17 protein-coding genes and 1 tRNA gene are annotated in these 15,774 nt (G+C 63.1%); 14 read left to right on the forward strand and 4 right to left on the reverse strand.

Going from position 1 to position 15,774, the window contains the following annotated elements; all coding sequences use genetic code 11:
- A partial coding sequence (locus AB0G16_RS21630) for an ISL3 family transposase (RefSeq protein ID WP_362807777.1) occupies nt 1-890 on the reverse strand: 890 nt, incomplete at its 3' end.
- 203 nt (nt 891-1,093) lie between these two features.
- Between AB0G16_RS21630 and AB0G16_RS21635 the strand changes: the two genes are divergently transcribed.
- Nucleotides 1,094-1,438, forward strand: coding sequence for a type II toxin-antitoxin system RelE/ParE family toxin (locus tag AB0G16_RS21635; protein ID WP_362807554.1), 345 nt, complete (start codon nt 1,094-1,096; stop codon nt 1,436-1,438).
- A gap of 5 nt (nt 1,439-1,443) precedes the next feature.
- Nucleotides 1,444-1,743 (forward strand): helix-turn-helix transcriptional regulator, encoded by a 300-nt coding sequence (locus AB0G16_RS21640; RefSeq protein WP_362807557.1) that lies wholly within the window; start codon nt 1,444-1,446, stop codon nt 1,741-1,743.
- A gap of 708 nt (nt 1,744-2,451) precedes the next feature.
- On the opposite strand, the gene AB0G16_RS21645 is transcribed toward AB0G16_RS21640, so the two are convergent.
- Complete coding sequence (locus AB0G16_RS21645; RefSeq protein ID WP_362807560.1) at nt 2,452-3,099, reverse strand: hypothetical protein; 648 nt, start codon at nt 3,097-3,099, stop codon at nt 2,452-2,454.
- Between the two features lie 933 nt (nt 3,100-4,032).
- On the opposite strand from AB0G16_RS21645, the gene AB0G16_RS21650 reads away from it, so the two are divergent.
- Nucleotides 4,033-4,686 carry a response regulator gene (locus tag AB0G16_RS21650; protein ID WP_362807563.1) on the forward strand — a complete coding sequence of 218 codons (654 nt, stop codon included), beginning with the start codon at nt 4,033-4,035 and terminating at the stop codon, nt 4,684-4,686.
- Nucleotides 4,687-4,911: 225 nt separating this feature from the next.
- Entirely contained in the window at nt 4,912-6,000 is a 1,089-nt protein-coding gene (locus AB0G16_RS21655; protein WP_362807566.1) for a hypothetical protein, read from the forward strand.
- 192 nt (nt 6,001-6,192) lie between these two features.
- Here the strand turns inward: AB0G16_RS21655 and AB0G16_RS21660 are convergent, their stop codons facing one another.
- The gene (locus tag AB0G16_RS21660) at nt 6,193-7,485 is read right to left on the reverse strand and encodes a hypothetical protein (RefSeq protein WP_362807569.1); all 1,293 of its coding nucleotides are present in this window, start codon (nt 7,483-7,485) and stop codon (nt 6,193-6,195) included.
- Between the two features lie 346 nt (nt 7,486-7,831).
- Here AB0G16_RS21660 and AB0G16_RS21665 point away from each other — a divergent pair, with 346 nt between their 5' ends.
- From AB0G16_RS21665 to AB0G16_RS21705, 9 genes are all read left to right on the forward strand, one after another.
- A complete protein-coding gene (locus AB0G16_RS21665) occupies nt 7,832-8,122 on the forward strand; it encodes a hypothetical protein (RefSeq protein WP_362807572.1) in 291 nt (96 codons plus the stop codon).
- A gap of 282 nt (nt 8,123-8,404) precedes the next feature.
- The gene (locus AB0G16_RS21670; protein WP_362807575.1) at nt 8,405-9,121 is read left to right on the forward strand and encodes a GntR family transcriptional regulator; all 717 of its coding nucleotides are present in this window, start codon (nt 8,405-8,407) and stop codon (nt 9,119-9,121) included.
- A 112-nt stretch (nt 9,122-9,233) separates the two neighbouring features.
- Nucleotides 9,234-9,668: a plasmid replication, integration and excision activator gene (locus AB0G16_RS21675; protein ID WP_362807578.1), complete on the forward strand. Its 435-nt coding sequence runs from the start codon at nt 9,234-9,236 to the stop codon at nt 9,666-9,668.
- The gene (locus AB0G16_RS21680) at nt 9,668-9,946 is read left to right on the forward strand and encodes a hypothetical protein (RefSeq protein ID WP_350911135.1); all 279 of its coding nucleotides are present in this window, start codon (nt 9,668-9,670) and stop codon (nt 9,944-9,946) included. Before AB0G16_RS21675 ends, AB0G16_RS21680 begins: the two co-directional genes overlap by 1 nt.
- A gap of 81 nt (nt 9,947-10,027) precedes the next feature.
- A complete protein-coding gene (locus AB0G16_RS21685) occupies nt 10,028-11,467 on the forward strand; it encodes an FtsK/SpoIIIE domain-containing protein (protein ID WP_362807582.1) in 1,440 nt (479 codons plus the stop codon).
- Nucleotides 11,467-11,661: a hypothetical protein gene (locus AB0G16_RS21690; protein WP_362807585.1), complete on the forward strand. Its 195-nt coding sequence runs from the start codon at nt 11,467-11,469 to the stop codon at nt 11,659-11,661. The genes AB0G16_RS21685 and AB0G16_RS21690 overlap by 1 nt, the downstream gene beginning before the upstream one ends.
- 56 nt (nt 11,662-11,717) lie before the next feature.
- Nucleotides 11,718-13,376: a replication initiator gene (locus AB0G16_RS21695; RefSeq protein ID WP_362807588.1), complete on the forward strand. Its 1,659-nt coding sequence runs from the start codon at nt 11,718-11,720 to the stop codon at nt 13,374-13,376.
- Complete coding sequence (locus AB0G16_RS21700; RefSeq protein WP_362807591.1) at nt 13,373-13,627, forward strand: excisionase family DNA-binding protein; 255 nt, start codon at nt 13,373-13,375, stop codon at nt 13,625-13,627. The genes AB0G16_RS21695 and AB0G16_RS21700 overlap by 4 nt, the downstream gene beginning before the upstream one ends.
- Nucleotides 13,627-14,814, forward strand: a complete 1,188-nt coding sequence (locus AB0G16_RS21705) for a site-specific integrase (RefSeq protein WP_362807594.1) — start codon at nt 13,627-13,629, stop codon at nt 14,812-14,814. Before AB0G16_RS21700 ends, AB0G16_RS21705 begins: the two co-directional genes overlap by 1 nt.
- An 80-nt stretch (nt 14,815-14,894) precedes the next feature.
- Here AB0G16_RS21705 and AB0G16_RS21710 read toward each other — a convergent pair.
- Nucleotides 14,895-14,968: transfer RNA gene (locus AB0G16_RS21710), tRNA-Gly, on the reverse strand.
- A gap of 131 nt (nt 14,969-15,099) precedes the next feature.
- Between AB0G16_RS21710 and dcd the strand changes: the two genes are divergently transcribed.
- On the forward strand, nt 15,100-15,675 hold the full coding sequence (dcd, locus tag AB0G16_RS21715; protein ID WP_362807597.1) for a dCTP deaminase: 576 nt from the start codon (nt 15,100-15,102) through the stop codon (nt 15,673-15,675).
- Nucleotides 15,676-15,774 lie beyond the last annotated feature (99 nt).

Consider the following 15,774-nt stretch of genomic DNA (forward strand, 5'->3'; position numbering starts at 1 on the left):
CAGCCCGCGGCACCTACCTCGTCGAGCCTTTTACACCGCTCCGAGGACGCGACCCGGCCGACGCCTTTGCCGAGGAGGTCGTGGATCTGGTGCCGGCGCTCACGGGTGGTCTGGGCGCGTTTGCCGTCCTGCAGCGGCGGTCCGGTCTTGGCCCAGCAGGCGCTGTGTCCGGCGACTTCTCTCAGGACGGCCTCGCTGAAGTTGTGCCATAGGTGCCGGCGGTCGGCGACCTGGATGGCCTCTGGCAGGGCGCGGCGGATCGCTTCGGCGTAGGTGGCGGAGCCGTCCCGGCACACGATCTGCACTCCGGGATGGGCCTGCAGCCAGGCCGCCAGGACATCGGCGGTGCGGCCGGGTAGGACGTCGATGCGCTCGCGCGTTTCGGCGTCGATGAGCACGGTGGCGTAGCGGTGGCGCCGGCGCAGGGCGAAGTCGTCTACTCCCAGCACTCGAGGTACCCGCGGCTGAGGTAGCGGCAGGCGCAGCAGGATGCGCAAGGCGGTATGCCGGGACAGGTGCACGGCCGGCGCGGATAAGGCGCGAGCGCCGGCACGGCCGGCCAGTTCACGGACCACCACGCCGATCTGCGAGGTCAGGCGCGGAGTGCGCCGCTGGTAGCGCTCCAGCACACCGGGAAGCTGTTCGCGGAAGGTTTGGTGGCAGCCGGGCGTGGGGCAGATGAGACGGCGAATCCGCACCAGCACCACAACGCGGCGGGCATCGACCGGGATGTCGGCCACGCTCCGCTCGCAATAGCCGTGCACCCGCGCCGCCTCGGCTCCGCAGGCCGGGCAAGTGACTGATCCGTCTGGGGTCCGCGCCCACACCCGGATCTGCTCGCCCTCGTCTGCGACGTCTTCAATGACCAGCGGCGATAAGCCCGAAAACATCGTATGCACAAGCTCGTCGACATCACGCACGACTCAGCGTGACCTATCGGCACCTTCCGTCACCACCGAATACGAGACAGAGCCGTTGTTTGTACAGTCCCGGGGGACGGATTCGGGTTGGTTGTCCGCCTGGAGCACTTGGTTCCTTGTGAGTTTGCGTGATCCGGGAGCGCGACCCTTGCCTGATGTATAACGTCCGTGTTATGACTTGGGGAGAGGTGGAGCTGAAGCCAGAGGTGGACACGTGGTTCGACACGCTTGATCAAGAAGGTCAGGAGACGGCGGCGTTCTATGTCGACCTGCTGGCCGAGCGGGGTGTCCTGCTTGATGAGCCCTACACCCGGCAGCTGCGCGGCAAGATGCGTGAGTTGCGTTTTCACCTTGAGCGAGAGGCGGTGCGCGTCAGCTACTGGATCGCACCGGGCAGGCGGATCATTCTACTGACGGTCTTCCGTAAGCAGCGGATGCGTGAGACTGCCGAGGTCGAGCGTGCATGGCGAGCCATGCAGCGATGTATTGCTGAGGCTCACACGGCAGATGAGGAGTGAGCGAAATGGGCGAGCGCAAGACGTGGGCTGACAAGCGAGAAGAAATCATGAGTCGTCCCGGCGCGGGGGCTGCATACGAGGCGGCGCGGATCCGTTTCGAGCTTGGTGAGGCGGTACGGCTGCGCCGCGAACAGCTCGGGCTGACTCAGGCCCAACTGGCCGAGCGCACTGGGCTGAAGCAGCCCGCGGTGGCACGGTTCGAGGCAGGCGGGACGATGCCGACGATCCCGATGTTGGAGAGACTTGCGGAGGCGCTGGAGATGCGGCTCAGTGTGCAGTTCCAGCCGTTGCGTGAGGCGAGCTGAGCTGGCGAAGAAGTGCCGAAGCCATCGGGCACGTAACAGGAACAGGTGATCGTTGGGCTCTGGGGAAGATCAAAGCCCAGGTTCGAAAATCATCCGTGACCTGGACCTTGAAGTGTGGAGCGGGTGACGGGAATCGAACCCGCGCTGTCAGCTTGGGAAGTCTCTAACACACCTGGTCGCTGAGCTGGGGAGACGTTGACCTGCGGGGGAGTGCTTCGGTTGCCCGTGATTCCCTGTGAGTTCCCCTTGCTCCCTCTACTGACGGGCACGCAACGGGCACGGCCTGAGAACCTCGTGCGGACGCACACGCCTCCTCCACCGGATCTTCCCGTCTGCCTCGTCCCACCCCGGAGGGGCAACAGCTCGGGGACGGAGGGTCAAGGCCGTCTTCGCGTGTACGCCGGCCGATAGACGTTCCTCGGTCATGGGATGCCAACGGTCACAGACGGCCTTGATCCGGAGGAGTCGAGATGTTGGGCTTGCCTGGGACGTGGCAGACGGGAAGATTCGGCTTCTACCTCAACCACCTACGGTCTTCGTGGTGCAACGTCGATCATCCCGGAGCCGAAGTGCCCCCGCCGGAGGCAAGGAACTGCGGATAGACGAGGGCATGTAAACGATCACATCAGCGTCGATGTCAAGAGCCCGCCCGGTCGATCCGTTGAGGGTCGTGGCGAATCCGAGTCATGTGCGGTTCGCCACCCCTGCTTACCAGCTACGAATTTCGCTAAAATTATTACTATTTCCGGTATTGAAGGGCTGTAGACCATTCTTGCTCATGAGAATGGTTTCAGTAGCAAAGATGCACCATTTTGGATCTTTCCATCTACCCCTCGCGCACGCTGGAGCCTCTTTCGGGTTAAATTTGCTGGCCCAATGACCTCGCTGGAAGTTTAGATATACTGTGGGCGTTTTGTCTATGAGGCGAACATATTTGTTCAAGTGTATATTTACATAATACGGCACATCTGCTTTTATCGCTCCAGGGTCGGCTGATCCTATGGTCAGAACGCGAGTCGAATAAGGATCGTCAAACTCTGTATCCGCATACGCCTTCGGCAGATCCGAGTAATATTCCTTATCCCCGTATTTCTGTACGACATTCTCGACGACGAAATCCACCTCTATGCCCCGAGCTCTAGTGCATCGAAGCGATTCAATCTCTTTTTCGGAGAATGTGAATTCGACTCCGATCTCGAGATTTCCGTTATATTTGTGAACACCCATAGATCCTTGGCTGGGCCACCAGGAGCCGCACTCCTTGACCGAAATTGCATTGGCCGTTCCAGGAATAAGTGCAATAGCAGTAACTAGGGCAACTGAAGTTGAAAATGATCTTGCAAGGAATGTGGCCATTACATTCTCCGTATCGCTGAAAATATTTCCCGACTTACCGTAACCTGTAGGTCACAAAAAGACCATACCTTTACAAGCTAGAATTTTTGATCTTGCCTGATGATCGCCAATTTTTGGATGGTCTTACTAGGGTCTGTGCTTGCCGATAAAGCCATCCTCCCAGCTCACCGCCTTGCAGGGCCTCAGACGTCTTGATCTTAAACTGGAGCATTGCCGTCGGACGGTCAGGGTGCGATCTCTCCGAATATGGAACGTGTCCGAAAAGTCAGTATTCGCGTCGCTATGTATGTGTATCGTTAAGCATGCGAGGTTCTCCATGTTTTCACTCGCGACAGCCAATGCCGTTTAGGTATGGTTTGGGTTAATTGACGGATTCAGTGAGATTTGGTTGACTTTGCTTTGCCCGCACCCCGGCAAGTACTTGATACGGGAATTGAGCTGCATGAGTCATTAGGAGAAAACTCAGAATCTTTCTGCACGCATGGTCGTTTACCTGTTGACGGCGTTATGCCCTTTCCCTGACGACGACTAAGAGGAAGCCGCGAAGAAGCTGACCGGGCTGCTGGCTCCAATGCTGAATTTGGGTTAGAAATCCCATGCGGACGAACACACCTCTCCCCGCTGGCTCTTCCCGTCGCCGTCGTCCTACCGCCCGGGGAGCGGGCCGAGGCCGAGGTCAAGATGGAGCGCCCTACTGGACGAACGACCTTGCCCCCGGCCCCGGCCTGCTTGGCTTGTCCCGGGGCGATGGTGACGGGAAGAGTCGGCCTTAGCCATCCACGACCCCGGCTTTTACTCCTGGCGATCATCCCGGAGTCGGAGTGTCCCCGCCGGAGGCACAGTGTTGTAACGGATCCCAGTTACTCAATACATCCCCTATTTTGGGTGCTATCCCTCGGAGGGAATGGGCAGTGTCGAGTTTTTGGAGGTCTTGTGTCCGAAGCGTTGTGGGGCAAGCTGATCGATACGGTTCCCGCTGTGCTCTGGGTGGTTTTTGCCTTCGTGGTGTATTTGGGCTTACGGAAACCACTCAGAGATGCCCTACCGCGAATGACAAGGATCGGGGCGTTAGGTGTTGTCGAGGTCGAGTTCACGGAGGTTGAGCGACTGCTGACCAAGGCCGTCGAAAGCAGCGGTCAGGAGGAGACAGAGCCGCTGGTCAGCCGCGCAGATCGTCAGGCAGTTATCCGAAGGCTGGACCACGCGGCCGTGTATCTCAAGGGTGGCCGGATACTTTGGGTGGATGATCTTCCAGGGGGTAATTCATATCTGACCGCACTGTTCAGGCAGCTGGGCATGGTGGTAGACGAGGTCACTTCAACGGATGAGGCTTTGGCGCACCTCGATCGAAATGCGTATGACCTCGTGATCAGCGACATCCATAGAGGGATGGATGGTCAGGCTGGGATCAAGATGCTCCACGACTTCCGCGCGAGAGGTATCAACCTGCCGGTCGTAATCCACGCAGCGCGGTTTGATCCCACGTTGGGCGTCGACCCCATGATCTTCGGCGGCACGAATCGTGTTGATGACGTCGTGCACTACGTGATCGATGTCATGGAACGAGTACGGCTGGGAGATGGCTGATGCTGTGTGCGGCCCGAGTGGCGGGCCGCGCGCGAGAACGGCCCCCAGGCCGCACGCGCAGCGTGCGGCCCGCAAGCGCGGGCCGCACGGCGGCGCGCAGCGCCGCCGCTTGATACCCATAAGAACAATTCGGCAGCACCGGCGTTGAACTTCCGGTCGCCGTAACCCTGGATATTGAAGCTTTCTAACCGAAACCCACACGGGCAACTGTTCTCGGATCCATACTTGGATTATCACATCAGTCATGCGTGTGGAGGTTCAATGGGTTACGGCTTTCCATCAGCAGGGCCGGGAGGAGAACCCCCTTCTCGGGCGGGCGTCAAAGTAGATAAAAATCACGACCCTTGGCGCCGTTCGGTAGGTAAATACAGGGTTTTTTGGGTTCGGTATCCTGTCTTACGGATATGTATTATTTCCCTTTTCTCCCTTTTCTCCCTTGTCGTCTGCCTCTATGTCATAGTAAACGATCATCGCACGGGCAGTGGGCGCGAGCCTGGTAAAATCCACATCGGCGTCACTTATACAAGTTTTCTAACTTGTCATAATGCCTGCTCCGTATGGTCCGGTACCGAAACGATTAGTATTGAACTCCCAGCACGAGTGCCGGAGTTGAGCAGTATAGCCACCATGTTGCTTGGAAGCGGATGGGTGAGCGCTCCAGCACCTTCCCAATTTGGCGAAACCCGATCTCAAGCTTTTACTCGCCTCGTAAGATTTTCGCAGACTGCCACGCCTATTGGGTTTCCTGTCACGATCACACATCGCATACCGATACCAGCCATAGTTGAAGGCTCAGAAGTTGTTGACGCTGTTAATGGGACCAGTGAAAGTATTAAATTGGTAGATTTGGCGGCGGGCCAGAGACGCGAAGATTTAATCGGTACATTCCTTACGGTATTTTTTATTCCTAAAGAGGGGTCTAAGATCGTTCTTAGGTATCCCCTTCTCGCCATTGAATCTACGACGCCGGCCTCCGAACCAGTAGGTATATCAGGGGGGCGCGAAGAGCGCACCATCGACGTGAGCGAACCCGATGCCTATGATGAACATGCGGCGACAATAGACGTCCGTGCCACTATGTTGCGGGAATCTACTGTTGCGACAGCTTTGTCTCTGCGACACACAGTGTGGATCTGGCTTATCGTCTTTGCCATTCTCGGTTTCATCCTCGCAGCCGTGAGAAGAAGGGCTGATCTGCGGGTCGACCGATTCGGTGTACCTGTATCTGCTTCGCTTGAACCGGTACCTTCCAATAGTGTGACAGTCGGCCAGCTAGCGACGGGGCAGCGACGAAGGCGTCGAAAAAAGCGATGAAACTTCGAGCCTATAAAATGTTTATGACTACTAGGTCAATCGGTACACGGTTAATTCCCGCATAAGATCGACCCTTAATTAGATTCTAGAAACATGCAAGTCATTTAAATAAGAGGCCCGAGCATGCGTGGCCTTACATTGCCTGCAAGTAGTGCACTAAGCACGATTTGTTGTCAAAGCGTTAATTTGTCCTTAGTCGAGCAGCTCGGGTCTTCGGTTTGCTAATGCTCTCTGCGCGTTTTTGTAGCGCTCATGAAACTCTTCGGCGAGCGCTTCGCGACGGTAACGCCGACGTAGAACGCGATCAAGATCTGCGGCTCGATTGACGAGGTCGGTTAGGGACTTGCGTTCGATGTCAAAAGCGGCCATGCCCTGTTCCACGGCAGCGTCTAGGTTGCCTCGTCGGGCATGGACGATGCCGAGGTCAATGTGAGCGTCAGCGACACGCATAGGGGCGTTGGAAGTGCCGTCCGGACGGGTATGCATCTGGATCGTCTCAAGGGCATGCTCTTCGGCACGCTCGTTGTCTTCAAGCCAGGTGTATGCAGTGGCGGCGTAGAAGACCCACTTGGCGTGGTCGAACACGAAGTGATGGTCAGGATTTCCAGGCAGGGGAAGCTTGGCGAGCGCGTCGGCTCCTCGGGTTAGAGCCTTATCTGCCTCGCGGCGGTCGCCGATTCGTGCCAGTCCGCGGGCCTCTTGCAGGGTGAGCTGAACCTGAGCGCTGGATTGGCCGGCGACGGCCTGGCCCATGCGGGCAGAGGTGACCACGTCCTCATAACGGCCCTCGACCAGGGCGAACCACGCCGACATCTCATGTGCCCAACCCATGAGTTCGCCGTGTCCGACCTGGCGGCCCATCTCGTAGGCGGCGCGGCGGGCGGTCTCGGCTTCCTCGCGCTCTCCCAGGTCGTAGTGAACGCACCCGAGCAAGGCCGTCAGCCATCCGGTGATGACAAGGAGTTCCCGGTGCTGGGCGAGGGTGATCCGTCCGCCCAGTAGACCGTTCACCTGAGCAAGACGCTTCTGGGTCCGGTCGCGCAACGTGGCGGCTGAAACGACGGGGTAGGCGCGGCAGAGCAGATCGACGGCCTCGGCGAGGGCTTCCAGCGTGCCGGTTCCGACGTCGGACGCCTGGAGCTGCTGGGCGAGTTCCATGGTGCCGTACAGGTCGGCCTCGGCTCGCAAAGCGTCCATGGGAATGATGCTGGTGGCTTCGATGAGCTGGCCGGCCCCGCGTCTGTTCGGCCGAAATCCCAGGTCTTCGGGTTGAAGTCCGGTCAACTGGGTGATGGCGAGCCGGTACGGAGAATGGGGCCACCTGACCTCTCCGGCCTCCCAGCGCCGAATACGCTCCTCATCGCACGCCAGAGACTCCCTGATGCCGACCGGCGTCACGTTGATCCGGTGGGCCAATTCGGCGCGCGTCAGACGGTGCTCGTTACGCCACGCCCGGAGCTGGACGTTGGGGATGTTGTCGGGCATCTGGGACCTTCCTCCCGGCTGGGGGCTCAAGAGGGGGATTCAGGGGGGCCGTTTGGGGGTCCTGTCGTTCTCGAATTGCCGGTGGACTTGCCATCAAGCAACACGGTACGTCAGCCCGCTTTCCGCCGCAGGGAACGCGGATCAAATTCGAGGAGATGGCGACGGTGACCCGGCCAGAGGAGACCAGCGAGACACGCCCCTGCCCCACATGCCGGGGACGTGGAACCAAGCTGCGCAGCTCGCGCCGTGCCCTTCTCGTCGGCGAGAGCGGTGGTGATCCCGAGACGCAGGGAGAACAGGAATGTCTCGACTGCCTCGCAACCGGCCGGGTCGAAAGGAACGTGAGATGAATCCGATCATGCAGACCGCTGCGGCCTGCCTACAGCAGGAGCGCCAGCAGAACGAGGCGCATGCCCTCACTCGACTGCGGAACGCGTTGCTACGGCTCGGTGTGCGGGCCGAACTGCGCGACAACGACAGTGCGCTGATGATCCCGCGTCCACAGGTCGGCCTGCCGGTGTGGGTGTTCGTCGGTTACGGCGGCGCCTTCTACTCCTGGCAGTCGGCCGAGAAGCGCCACCCGATCAGCGACCTGGCGGGCGCTGCCCAAGTTCTGGCCGAGTACGTCGGTCGATAGACGGGCGCGACGGGGTGGTGTCCTTTGGTGCGGAGGGCGCCGAAGAGCGTTGCCGCTGCCCCGTCGCGTCTGATCACGTCCCGGCAGGTAGCAGAGACGGCGTATGCGGCCCCACCCGTGTAACCGCGGCGCCCTTCTTCCCTCTCTCTGCCTGCCGGGACCTTCTTTGCTCTCGCTCCCCTTGCCTTCCGGTGACGTGACAGGCAGGGGGAGGCCAGGTTACGCTCTGACTTGGTCAAACAACCTGTCGGGTGATGGACGGTCGTAATGTCATTAGAGTCCGTGCCTCCGAAGTACGCCCAGCTTGTTCAGGCACTTCAACGGCGCATCGAGTCGGGGGACTACCCTCCGGGCTCACTCCTGCCCAGTGAGAACCAGCTCATCAACGAGTTCGGTGTCTCCCGGCCCACCGTCGTCGCCGCACTGCGCGTGTTACGCGAACAGGGCTGGATCGACTCTCAGCAGGGCAAGGGCCGCTTCGTGCGTGGTCGCCCGGCGATGACCTCGATGGAACAGCCCCGCCCCGGACAGGCCTACCTGACCGGTCCCGAAAATGCCTCCGACGGTGAGGTGGTGGAGGCGGCGGCGCTGGCCGTACCCAACCGCATCGCGGCCCTGCTGGGCATCACCCCGAAGAGCAAGGCGTTCCTGCGGCGTCGCCTGGTCAGCCGGAACGGCGAACCGACCGAGATCGTCTCGGTGTGGATGCCGCTGGAGTTGTCCGAGGGTACCGACCTGACCAGCGCTGACCTGCTGACCGAGGGACTTCGTGAGCATCTCCAGTCGCGTAAGGGGGTGCGCTTCGACCACATCGTGGAACAGATCGTCGCGCGCATGCCCACCACCGAGGAGGTCAAGCGGCTCGGCATGCCGAAGAACGTCCCGCTGCTGTGCGTCTACGCGGCAGTGCGTGACGCGGCCGGCCATGCCCTCGTTGTGGTGGAAGTGCTTCTTCCGGCTGATCGGCATGAGCTGGAAGACGCCTATCCGATCGGTTAGCTCAGTCTCACCCCATGAGCCCGCTTAGGTACTTGACCTACCAAGCGGGCTCTCTTATTCTCAAAGTACTTGATAGGTTAAGTGTCTATCAGTTGATAAGAGGAGTGCCATCATGGCCCTGCAAGGACCCATCCCCGTCACCTTCGCCCAGGTCTTCCCGCACGGCTGCTACGTCGTCGGGGAGGTCGAGGCGGTCAAGGACTTCGACGCCTCCACCAACGGCCGGTTCGTTCAGTCCCGCGACAAGACCACCGGAGAACTCGTCTGGCAGGTCGCGGTCATGGACGCGGACCCGACCGTCAAGCCCGGACAGAAGACCGTGGCCGTCAAGATCCTCTCTCCGGTCCAGCCCGTTCCGCCGGCCCCCATGCCGAACCTGCCCTTCACCCCGGTCGAGTTCGACCACGTCACCGCCACCCCGTACGTCAACGGCGCCGGACGTCTCGCCTACTCCATCAAGGTCCGCGAGATGCGCGCCCCGCGCACCGGTCCCGTCGCCCCCGCCTCCGCCAAGCACACCTCCACCGCTGGAAAGGACGTCGCCTGATGACGCGTCGCAGGACTCACCGCATCAGCACCATCACTCTCAACACCGGCCGTGGCGCCCGTGCCACCAACCACCCTTACCCGGCCCGGACCCCGGTCCTGGCGCTCGACTTCGGCGCCGTCTCGCTCCTGGTCACCACCTCGGCTGGTGACCTCGTGACGGCCTCCGACGTCGAGTTCGCCCGCCAGCTCGCCCACGAGGCCGACCAGTTCGCCCGCTCGGTCGAGAGCAAGTTCACCACCCCGGCCAACGAGTCCGACCAGGGCAAAGCGGCCTGACACGTAAGCGGGGCCGCTGGAACTGGCATTCCGGCGGCCCCTCGTCTCCCCAGACAGCGAATCAAGAGAGGGCTCAAGCCTATGTTCAAAAAACTGCCCGGTGACGAGGCACAACACCTCGTCACCACGACCCCCGACACGGCTGTGGTGTTCCGCCCGGCCGTCCTCAAGACCCCCGCCATCGTCACCATCGTCATCTTCACCTGGCGGCTCCTAGCCGGTGCCGTGCGGCTGCTGTGGCGCTACCCGATCGCCTCACCCGCCGCCGTCGCTCCCGGCGCGCTGAGCTGGCTGTACGGCTGGCAATGGGGTGTCGCGCTTCTCGTCCTGGTGCCCGTCGCTCTCACCACGTGGCGGCTGGTCGATCGGGCCTCGTTCCTGCGCCTGGTGGGCTGGCGGCTGCTGGCCTGGTGGCGACGAGTGTGGATCTACCGGCGGCACTGGCAACCGGTGATGATCGTCTCTGGCCTCGGTCGTCACCTGCGGGGCCGTGACTACCTGCCCCGCCTCGTCCGCGTCACCTGCACCTCCTGGGCGGACCTGGTCACGGTGAAGATGCTCGCCGGACAGTCGGTCAAGGACTGGTCCGACCGTATCGAGAATTTGGCCCATGGCTTCGGCGCCACCTCTTGCCGGGTGACCGTCGCCCGGTCGGGCCGTCTGCTGCTGGCCTTCCCTCGACGCGACCCGCTGGCCGTCCCCTTACCCGCGCTACCGATTCCCGCCGTGGCATCGGTGGGGCCGGTCGAGATCGGCAAGCAGGAGGACGGCACCCCGTGGCGGCTCAAGGTCCACGGCACTCACGTCCTGGTCGCCGGGGCCACCGGGGCAGGCAAGGGCTCGATCATCTGGTCCACCATCCGGGGCCTGCTGCCTGCCGTCCGTTCGGGCCTGACGCAGATCTGGGCGCTGGATCCCAAGCTCATGGAACTGTCCTTCGGCCGTGACCTGTTCGACCGCTACGCCGCAGACCCGGCCACGTGCGCCGATCTCCTGGAAGCCGCCGTGAAGATCATGCAGGAGCGGGCGGGCCGGTTCGCCGGAGTTCAGCGCAACCACGTCCCTACCGTCGATGACCCGTTCGTCCTGGTGGTGGTCGACGAGGTGGCGTTCCTGACGGCCTATCAGTCCGACAAGGGTCTCAAGCTCCGCATCTCGGCAGCGCTGGCGACCTTGACCACGCAGGGTCGTGCGGTGGGGGTCGGCGTCCTGGCGGCGTTGCAGGACCCGCGCAAGGACGTGCTGAGCATCCGCAACCTGTTCCCCGACAAGATCGCGTTGCGACTGGACGAGTCCGAACAGGTGGACATGGTCCTCGGTGACGGTGCTCGGGATCGGGGTGCGCTGGCCGACCTGATCTCACCTCAGCCGGACCTCGGCGCGGGCATCGCCTACACCCGTCTGGAGACCTCACCTGAGCCGATGCGTGCCCGTGCCGGCTACGTCTCCGATGCCGATATCCGCGACATGGTCGCCGTGTTCACCGCTGACACGTTGCCGCTGATGGTTGAGGGGGCCTGATGAGAATCGTCCTGCACGGCACTCCGGCCGAGATCGAGGGCCTGCCCTTCCGGCGGCTGCGGACCTTCAACGGCTCCGACCTCGCCGAAGTGACGGTGATCGTCGATCTCGACACCGCTCGGCTCCGCAAAGACCCCTACAGCGACGCCTGCCGGATCACGGCTGACGTGGTCGACCGAGAGGAGGCCATGTGACCGACACCCCGCCTGCTTCACCGTCCGCCACCCCGCCCGATGGCTCCGACCGCACCTTGCCCCGCCTCGTCCGTGACACCCTGCCCTTCGCCTTGGACGTCGCGATCGAGGTCGCCAAGAACAACGGCGTCTGCATCCGCCCGATCGAGCTGCGGCGCCTCGACACTCACACCGGTACTTCTGAGTCGTTCAACATCCCCTGCGGCGCCACGCAGGAGGCCAAGTGTCCGCCGTGCGCCAACCGCAACCGCCAACTCCGCCGGGCACAGTGCCGGGAAGGCTGGCACCTCGACCACGAACCGATCGCCGAACCCAACCCCTCCACCGAAGACCAGCGGTGGCTGATCGAGTTCCGGGCCGACGTGCAGGCCAAGCGCGACGAGGCCGAGAGGGACGGGGAAGACACCCTTGACTGGGACGAGGCGATAGCCGGGATCGATGCGGAGATCAACGCCGCTGGGATGCGGGGCAACGTCCTGGGCGGGCGATCGGCTCCCAAGCGCTCGCGCTCGACGAGGCGGCGTCAGGATGCCCCGGATCTGCCCAAGCGGGCCAAGCAGGACACGACCCTTGGGCGGACCTTCATCGCCTCCGACGGCAAGGTCTACCGGCCGTCCCTGTTCGTCACGCTGACCCTTCCCTCGTACGGACGCGTCCGCAACGGCGTGCCGGTCAACCCGAGCACGTACGACTACGCGGCGGCGGCTCGCGATGCCCTGCACTTCTCCAAGCTGGTGGACCGGTTCGTGCAGAACCTTCGCCGGGTGGCGGGCTATGACGTGCAGTACTTCGCCTCTGTCGAACCGCAGAAGCGGCTCGCCCCGCATCTGCACATGGCCATCCGCGGGACCATGCCGCGCACGGAGGTCAAGGCCATCGCCGCCGCGACCTACCACCAAGTGTGGTGGCCGTCCGTCGATGAGATCCGCTTCGACGGTGACCACCTGCCGGTCTGGAGTGAGCGGGCCGAACGGGCTGAGCCCTACCCGGACGGGCAGGCCGGCGACTACCTCGACCCGGCCACCGGGGAACTCCTGCCCACATGGGACGAGGCGCTCGACCAGCTCGGCACCGACGAGGCGGCCGAACCGCTGCACGTGGTCCGCTTTGGCACTCAGGTCGATGTTCAGGGAGTGCTCGCCGGATCGCCGGACGCTGACCAGTGCATCGGCTACCTGTCGAAGTACCTGACCAAGAGTCTCGGCGACCCCCTCGACCCTGAGGACCCGGACAACCACGCTCGCCGGGACCACGCGACTCGCATGGTCGAGGCGCTGCGCTACGAACCGTGCTCGCCGACCTGTCCGAACTGGCTGCGGTACGGCGTGCAGCCCAAGGGTGCCAAGGCGGGCATGCTGCCGGGCCGCTGCAAGGGCAAGGCACACAAGGCCGAACACCTCGGCTACGCGGGCCGTCGCGTCCTGGTCTCGCGCAAGTGGTCGAACAAGACCCTCCGGGAGCACAAGGCCGACCGCCGGGCCTGGGTGCTCGACATGCTCGGCCTGCCCGACGAGACGGTGACCGACCCGCACCGCTACGTCTGGCGGCCGGTCTCCTCCAAGGATCCCAACCGCACCCCGCTGGCCAAACGGCTGCTGCGCGAGGTCGCCAACCGTCAGCGCACCCGCGCACGCCTGATCGAACTCCAAGCCAGAGCGGACGGCCTCCCTGTTCCAGATCTTTCGGCAACTCCGGGACTGGAGGTGGCGGCATGACCAGGAAGACCAGGCAAGAGCCCACCTCGCCTCTCCCGGAACTCGCACAAGGCCGGTTGCTCACCGTCGAAGAGGCGGCCGAACGGCTGAACACCTCGGTCCGCTTTCCTCGTCGCCTGATCGAGGAGCGGCGGATCGCCTTCATCCACGTCGGACGCAACGTCCGCATCCCCGAAGCGGCTCTTGAGGCGTTCATCGCCGCCGGGCTGGTCGAACCGATCACCACCACACGACGCAGGAGGGCCGCGTAATGGCCAGGACCACACTCGCCACCCCTGAGGAAGAGCCCCGGAACTCCGCCAAGGGCAAGTCGGCCAAGAGGCGCTTCGGGCGCGTTCGGCAACTGCCCTCCGGTCGGTTCCAAGCTCGCTACCGGGGACCGGATGACATCGATCGGGCGGCCCCGGAGACCTTCGCCACCAAGCGCGACGCGGAGGTCTGGCTGACCAAGAAGGAGGCCGAGATCCTCGTGGAGGACTGGAGCAATCCGGACCTCGGCAAGGTGGCCTTCAAGGAGTACGGCTCCGACTGGGTGAACGAGCGTCCCGGCCTGCGGCCCAAGACGGTCCAGCTCTACGAGGGTCTGCTCCGCCTGCACCTGGTCCCGACTTTCGGCAACCTGGCCGTGAGTGAGATCAAGGCGGCTCACGTGCGCAAGTGGCGCAAGACGCTCCTGGACGGGGGAGTCGGGCCGGTCACCGTCGCCAAGGCGTACCGGCTGCTCAAGGCGATCATGAACACAGCCGTGGAGGACAAGATGATCAAGTCCAACCCGTGTCAGATCAAGAGCGGCGGTAAGGAGGAGTCGCCCGAGCGTCCGACGCTCACCATGGGACAGGTCTTCACGCTGGCCGGTGCGATCGAACCACGCTTCCGGGCGCTGGTGCTCCTGGCGACGTTCGGCAGTCTGCGGTGGGGTGAACTGGCGGCGCTCCGTCGTAAGAGCCTCAACCTGGATGCCCGCACGGTCCAGGTCGTGGCCTCCACCACCGAACTCAAGGACGGATCGGTAACCGTCGGCCTGCCCAAGTCCGTGGCCGGTACGCGGACGGTCGCTCTTCCCGAGGTGGTGGTCTCGGAGCTGCGCGCGCACCTCGACGCGTACACCGACGAGCATGACGAGGCGTTCGTCTTCCTCGGTGCGAAAGGCGCGATGCTGCGGCGGCCGGCCTTCAGCCGGATCTGGGCCAAGGCTCTGAAAGCGGCGAACCTCTCCGGCGTCCACTTCCACGACCTTCGCCATACGGGCAACACGTTCGCCTCGCAGTCGGGTGCGACGCTGCGGGAGCTGATGAACCGGATGGGGCACTCGACCACGCGGGCCGCGCTGATCTATCTGCACACCGAGAACGGGCGGGATCAGATGATCGCCGACGGCATGGGAAAGCTCGCCGAAGCCGTTCTCAAGAAAGAAGATCCACCGGCATCGGGCACGTAACGGGCACGGAAGATCGAAAGCGCTCCGAAAACAACTAAGGCCCCGGTTCGGATTCGCATCCTGACCTGGGCCTTTGTGAGTGGAGCGGGTGACGGGAATCGAACCCGCGCTGTCAGCTTGGGAAGCTGATGTTCTGCCATTGAACTACACCCGCGTGCGGCGTGCCGCGTGACCACTCTAGCGGAAACTCGGGAGGCTCTGGACCTCCCCGGGACGAGATTCTCGGCATCCCGAGGTGCGAGAGCGCCGCCGCCCGGGTGGCGCGGCGTTGGTAGGTTGCCTCACGTGCTGCTTTCCGATCGTGACATCGCCGCGGAGATCGAGGCCGGAAGGGTCAGGATCGACCCCTTCGAGCCGGAGATGATCCAGCCCTCCAGCGTTGACGTGCGCCTGGACCGTTACTTCAGGGTCTTCGAGAACCATCGGTACCCGCACATCGATCCGGCGGTCGAGCAGCCCGATCTGACGCGGATGGTGGAGCCGGACCAGGGCGAGCCGTTCATCCTGCATCCGGGGGAGTTCGTGCTGGCCAGCACGTACGAGGTCGTCACGCTGCCGGACGACCTCGCGTCGCGGCTGGAGGGCAAGAGCTCGCTGGGCAGGCTGGGCCTGCTCACCCACTCCACGGCGGGGTTCATCGACCCGGGGTTCAGCGGGCACGTCACGCTCGAACTCTCCAACGTCGCGACGTTGCCGATCAAGCTCTGGCCGGGCATGAAGATCGGGCAGCTCTGCCTGTTCAGGCTGAGTTCTCCGGCCGAGTACCCCTACGGCTCGGAGAAGTACGGGTCGCGCTACCAGGGGCAGCGGGGGCCGACGCCGAGCCGTTCGTACCTGAACTTCCATCGGACGCCCATCTGAGCGTCACGTGCCCGGACTTCCGCCGGAGGCCCATCTGAGCGTCACCGGATCCGGTGCGGCCGAAAGTCGGCGACCGAGGGGTGGTGGCCAGGGGGCGAC

This window comes from Streptosporangium sp. NPDC023615, from assembly GCF_040640155.1.
GTDB lineage: Bacteria > Actinomycetota > Actinomycetes > Streptosporangiales > Streptosporangiaceae > Streptosporangium.

Bases quoted from the DNA above. Each gene is read 5' to 3' on its own strand.
- AB0G16_RS21635 (WP_362807554.1), top strand. From the start codon at position 1,094: ATGACTTGGGGAGAGGTGGAGCTGAAGCCAGAGGTGGACACGTGGTTC.
- AB0G16_RS21640 (WP_362807557.1), top strand. From the start codon at position 1,444: ATGGGCGAGCGCAAGACGTGGGCTGACAAGCGAGAAGAAATCATGAGT.
- AB0G16_RS21645 (WP_362807560.1), bottom strand. From the start codon at position 3,099: ATGGCCACATTCCTTGCAAGATCATTTTCAACTTCAGTTGCCCTAGTT.
- AB0G16_RS21660 (WP_362807569.1), bottom strand. From the start codon at position 7,485: ATGCCCGACAACATCCCCAACGTCCAGCTCCGGGCGTGGCGTAACGAG.
- AB0G16_RS21665 (WP_362807572.1), top strand. From the start codon at position 7,832: ATGAATCCGATCATGCAGACCGCTGCGGCCTGCCTACAGCAGGAGCGC.
- AB0G16_RS21675 (WP_362807578.1), top strand. From the start codon at position 9,234: ATGGCCCTGCAAGGACCCATCCCCGTCACCTTCGCCCAGGTCTTCCCG.
- AB0G16_RS21680 (WP_350911135.1), top strand. From the start codon at position 9,668: ATGACGCGTCGCAGGACTCACCGCATCAGCACCATCACTCTCAACACC.
- AB0G16_RS21685 (WP_362807582.1), top strand. From the start codon at position 10,028: ATGTTCAAAAAACTGCCCGGTGACGAGGCACAACACCTCGTCACCACG.
- AB0G16_RS21690 (WP_362807585.1), top strand. From the start codon at position 11,467: ATGAGAATCGTCCTGCACGGCACTCCGGCCGAGATCGAGGGCCTGCCC.
- AB0G16_RS21700 (WP_362807591.1), top strand. From the start codon at position 13,373: ATGACCAGGAAGACCAGGCAAGAGCCCACCTCGCCTCTCCCGGAACTC.
- AB0G16_RS21705 (WP_362807594.1), top strand. From the start codon at position 13,627: ATGGCCAGGACCACACTCGCCACCCCTGAGGAAGAGCCCCGGAACTCC.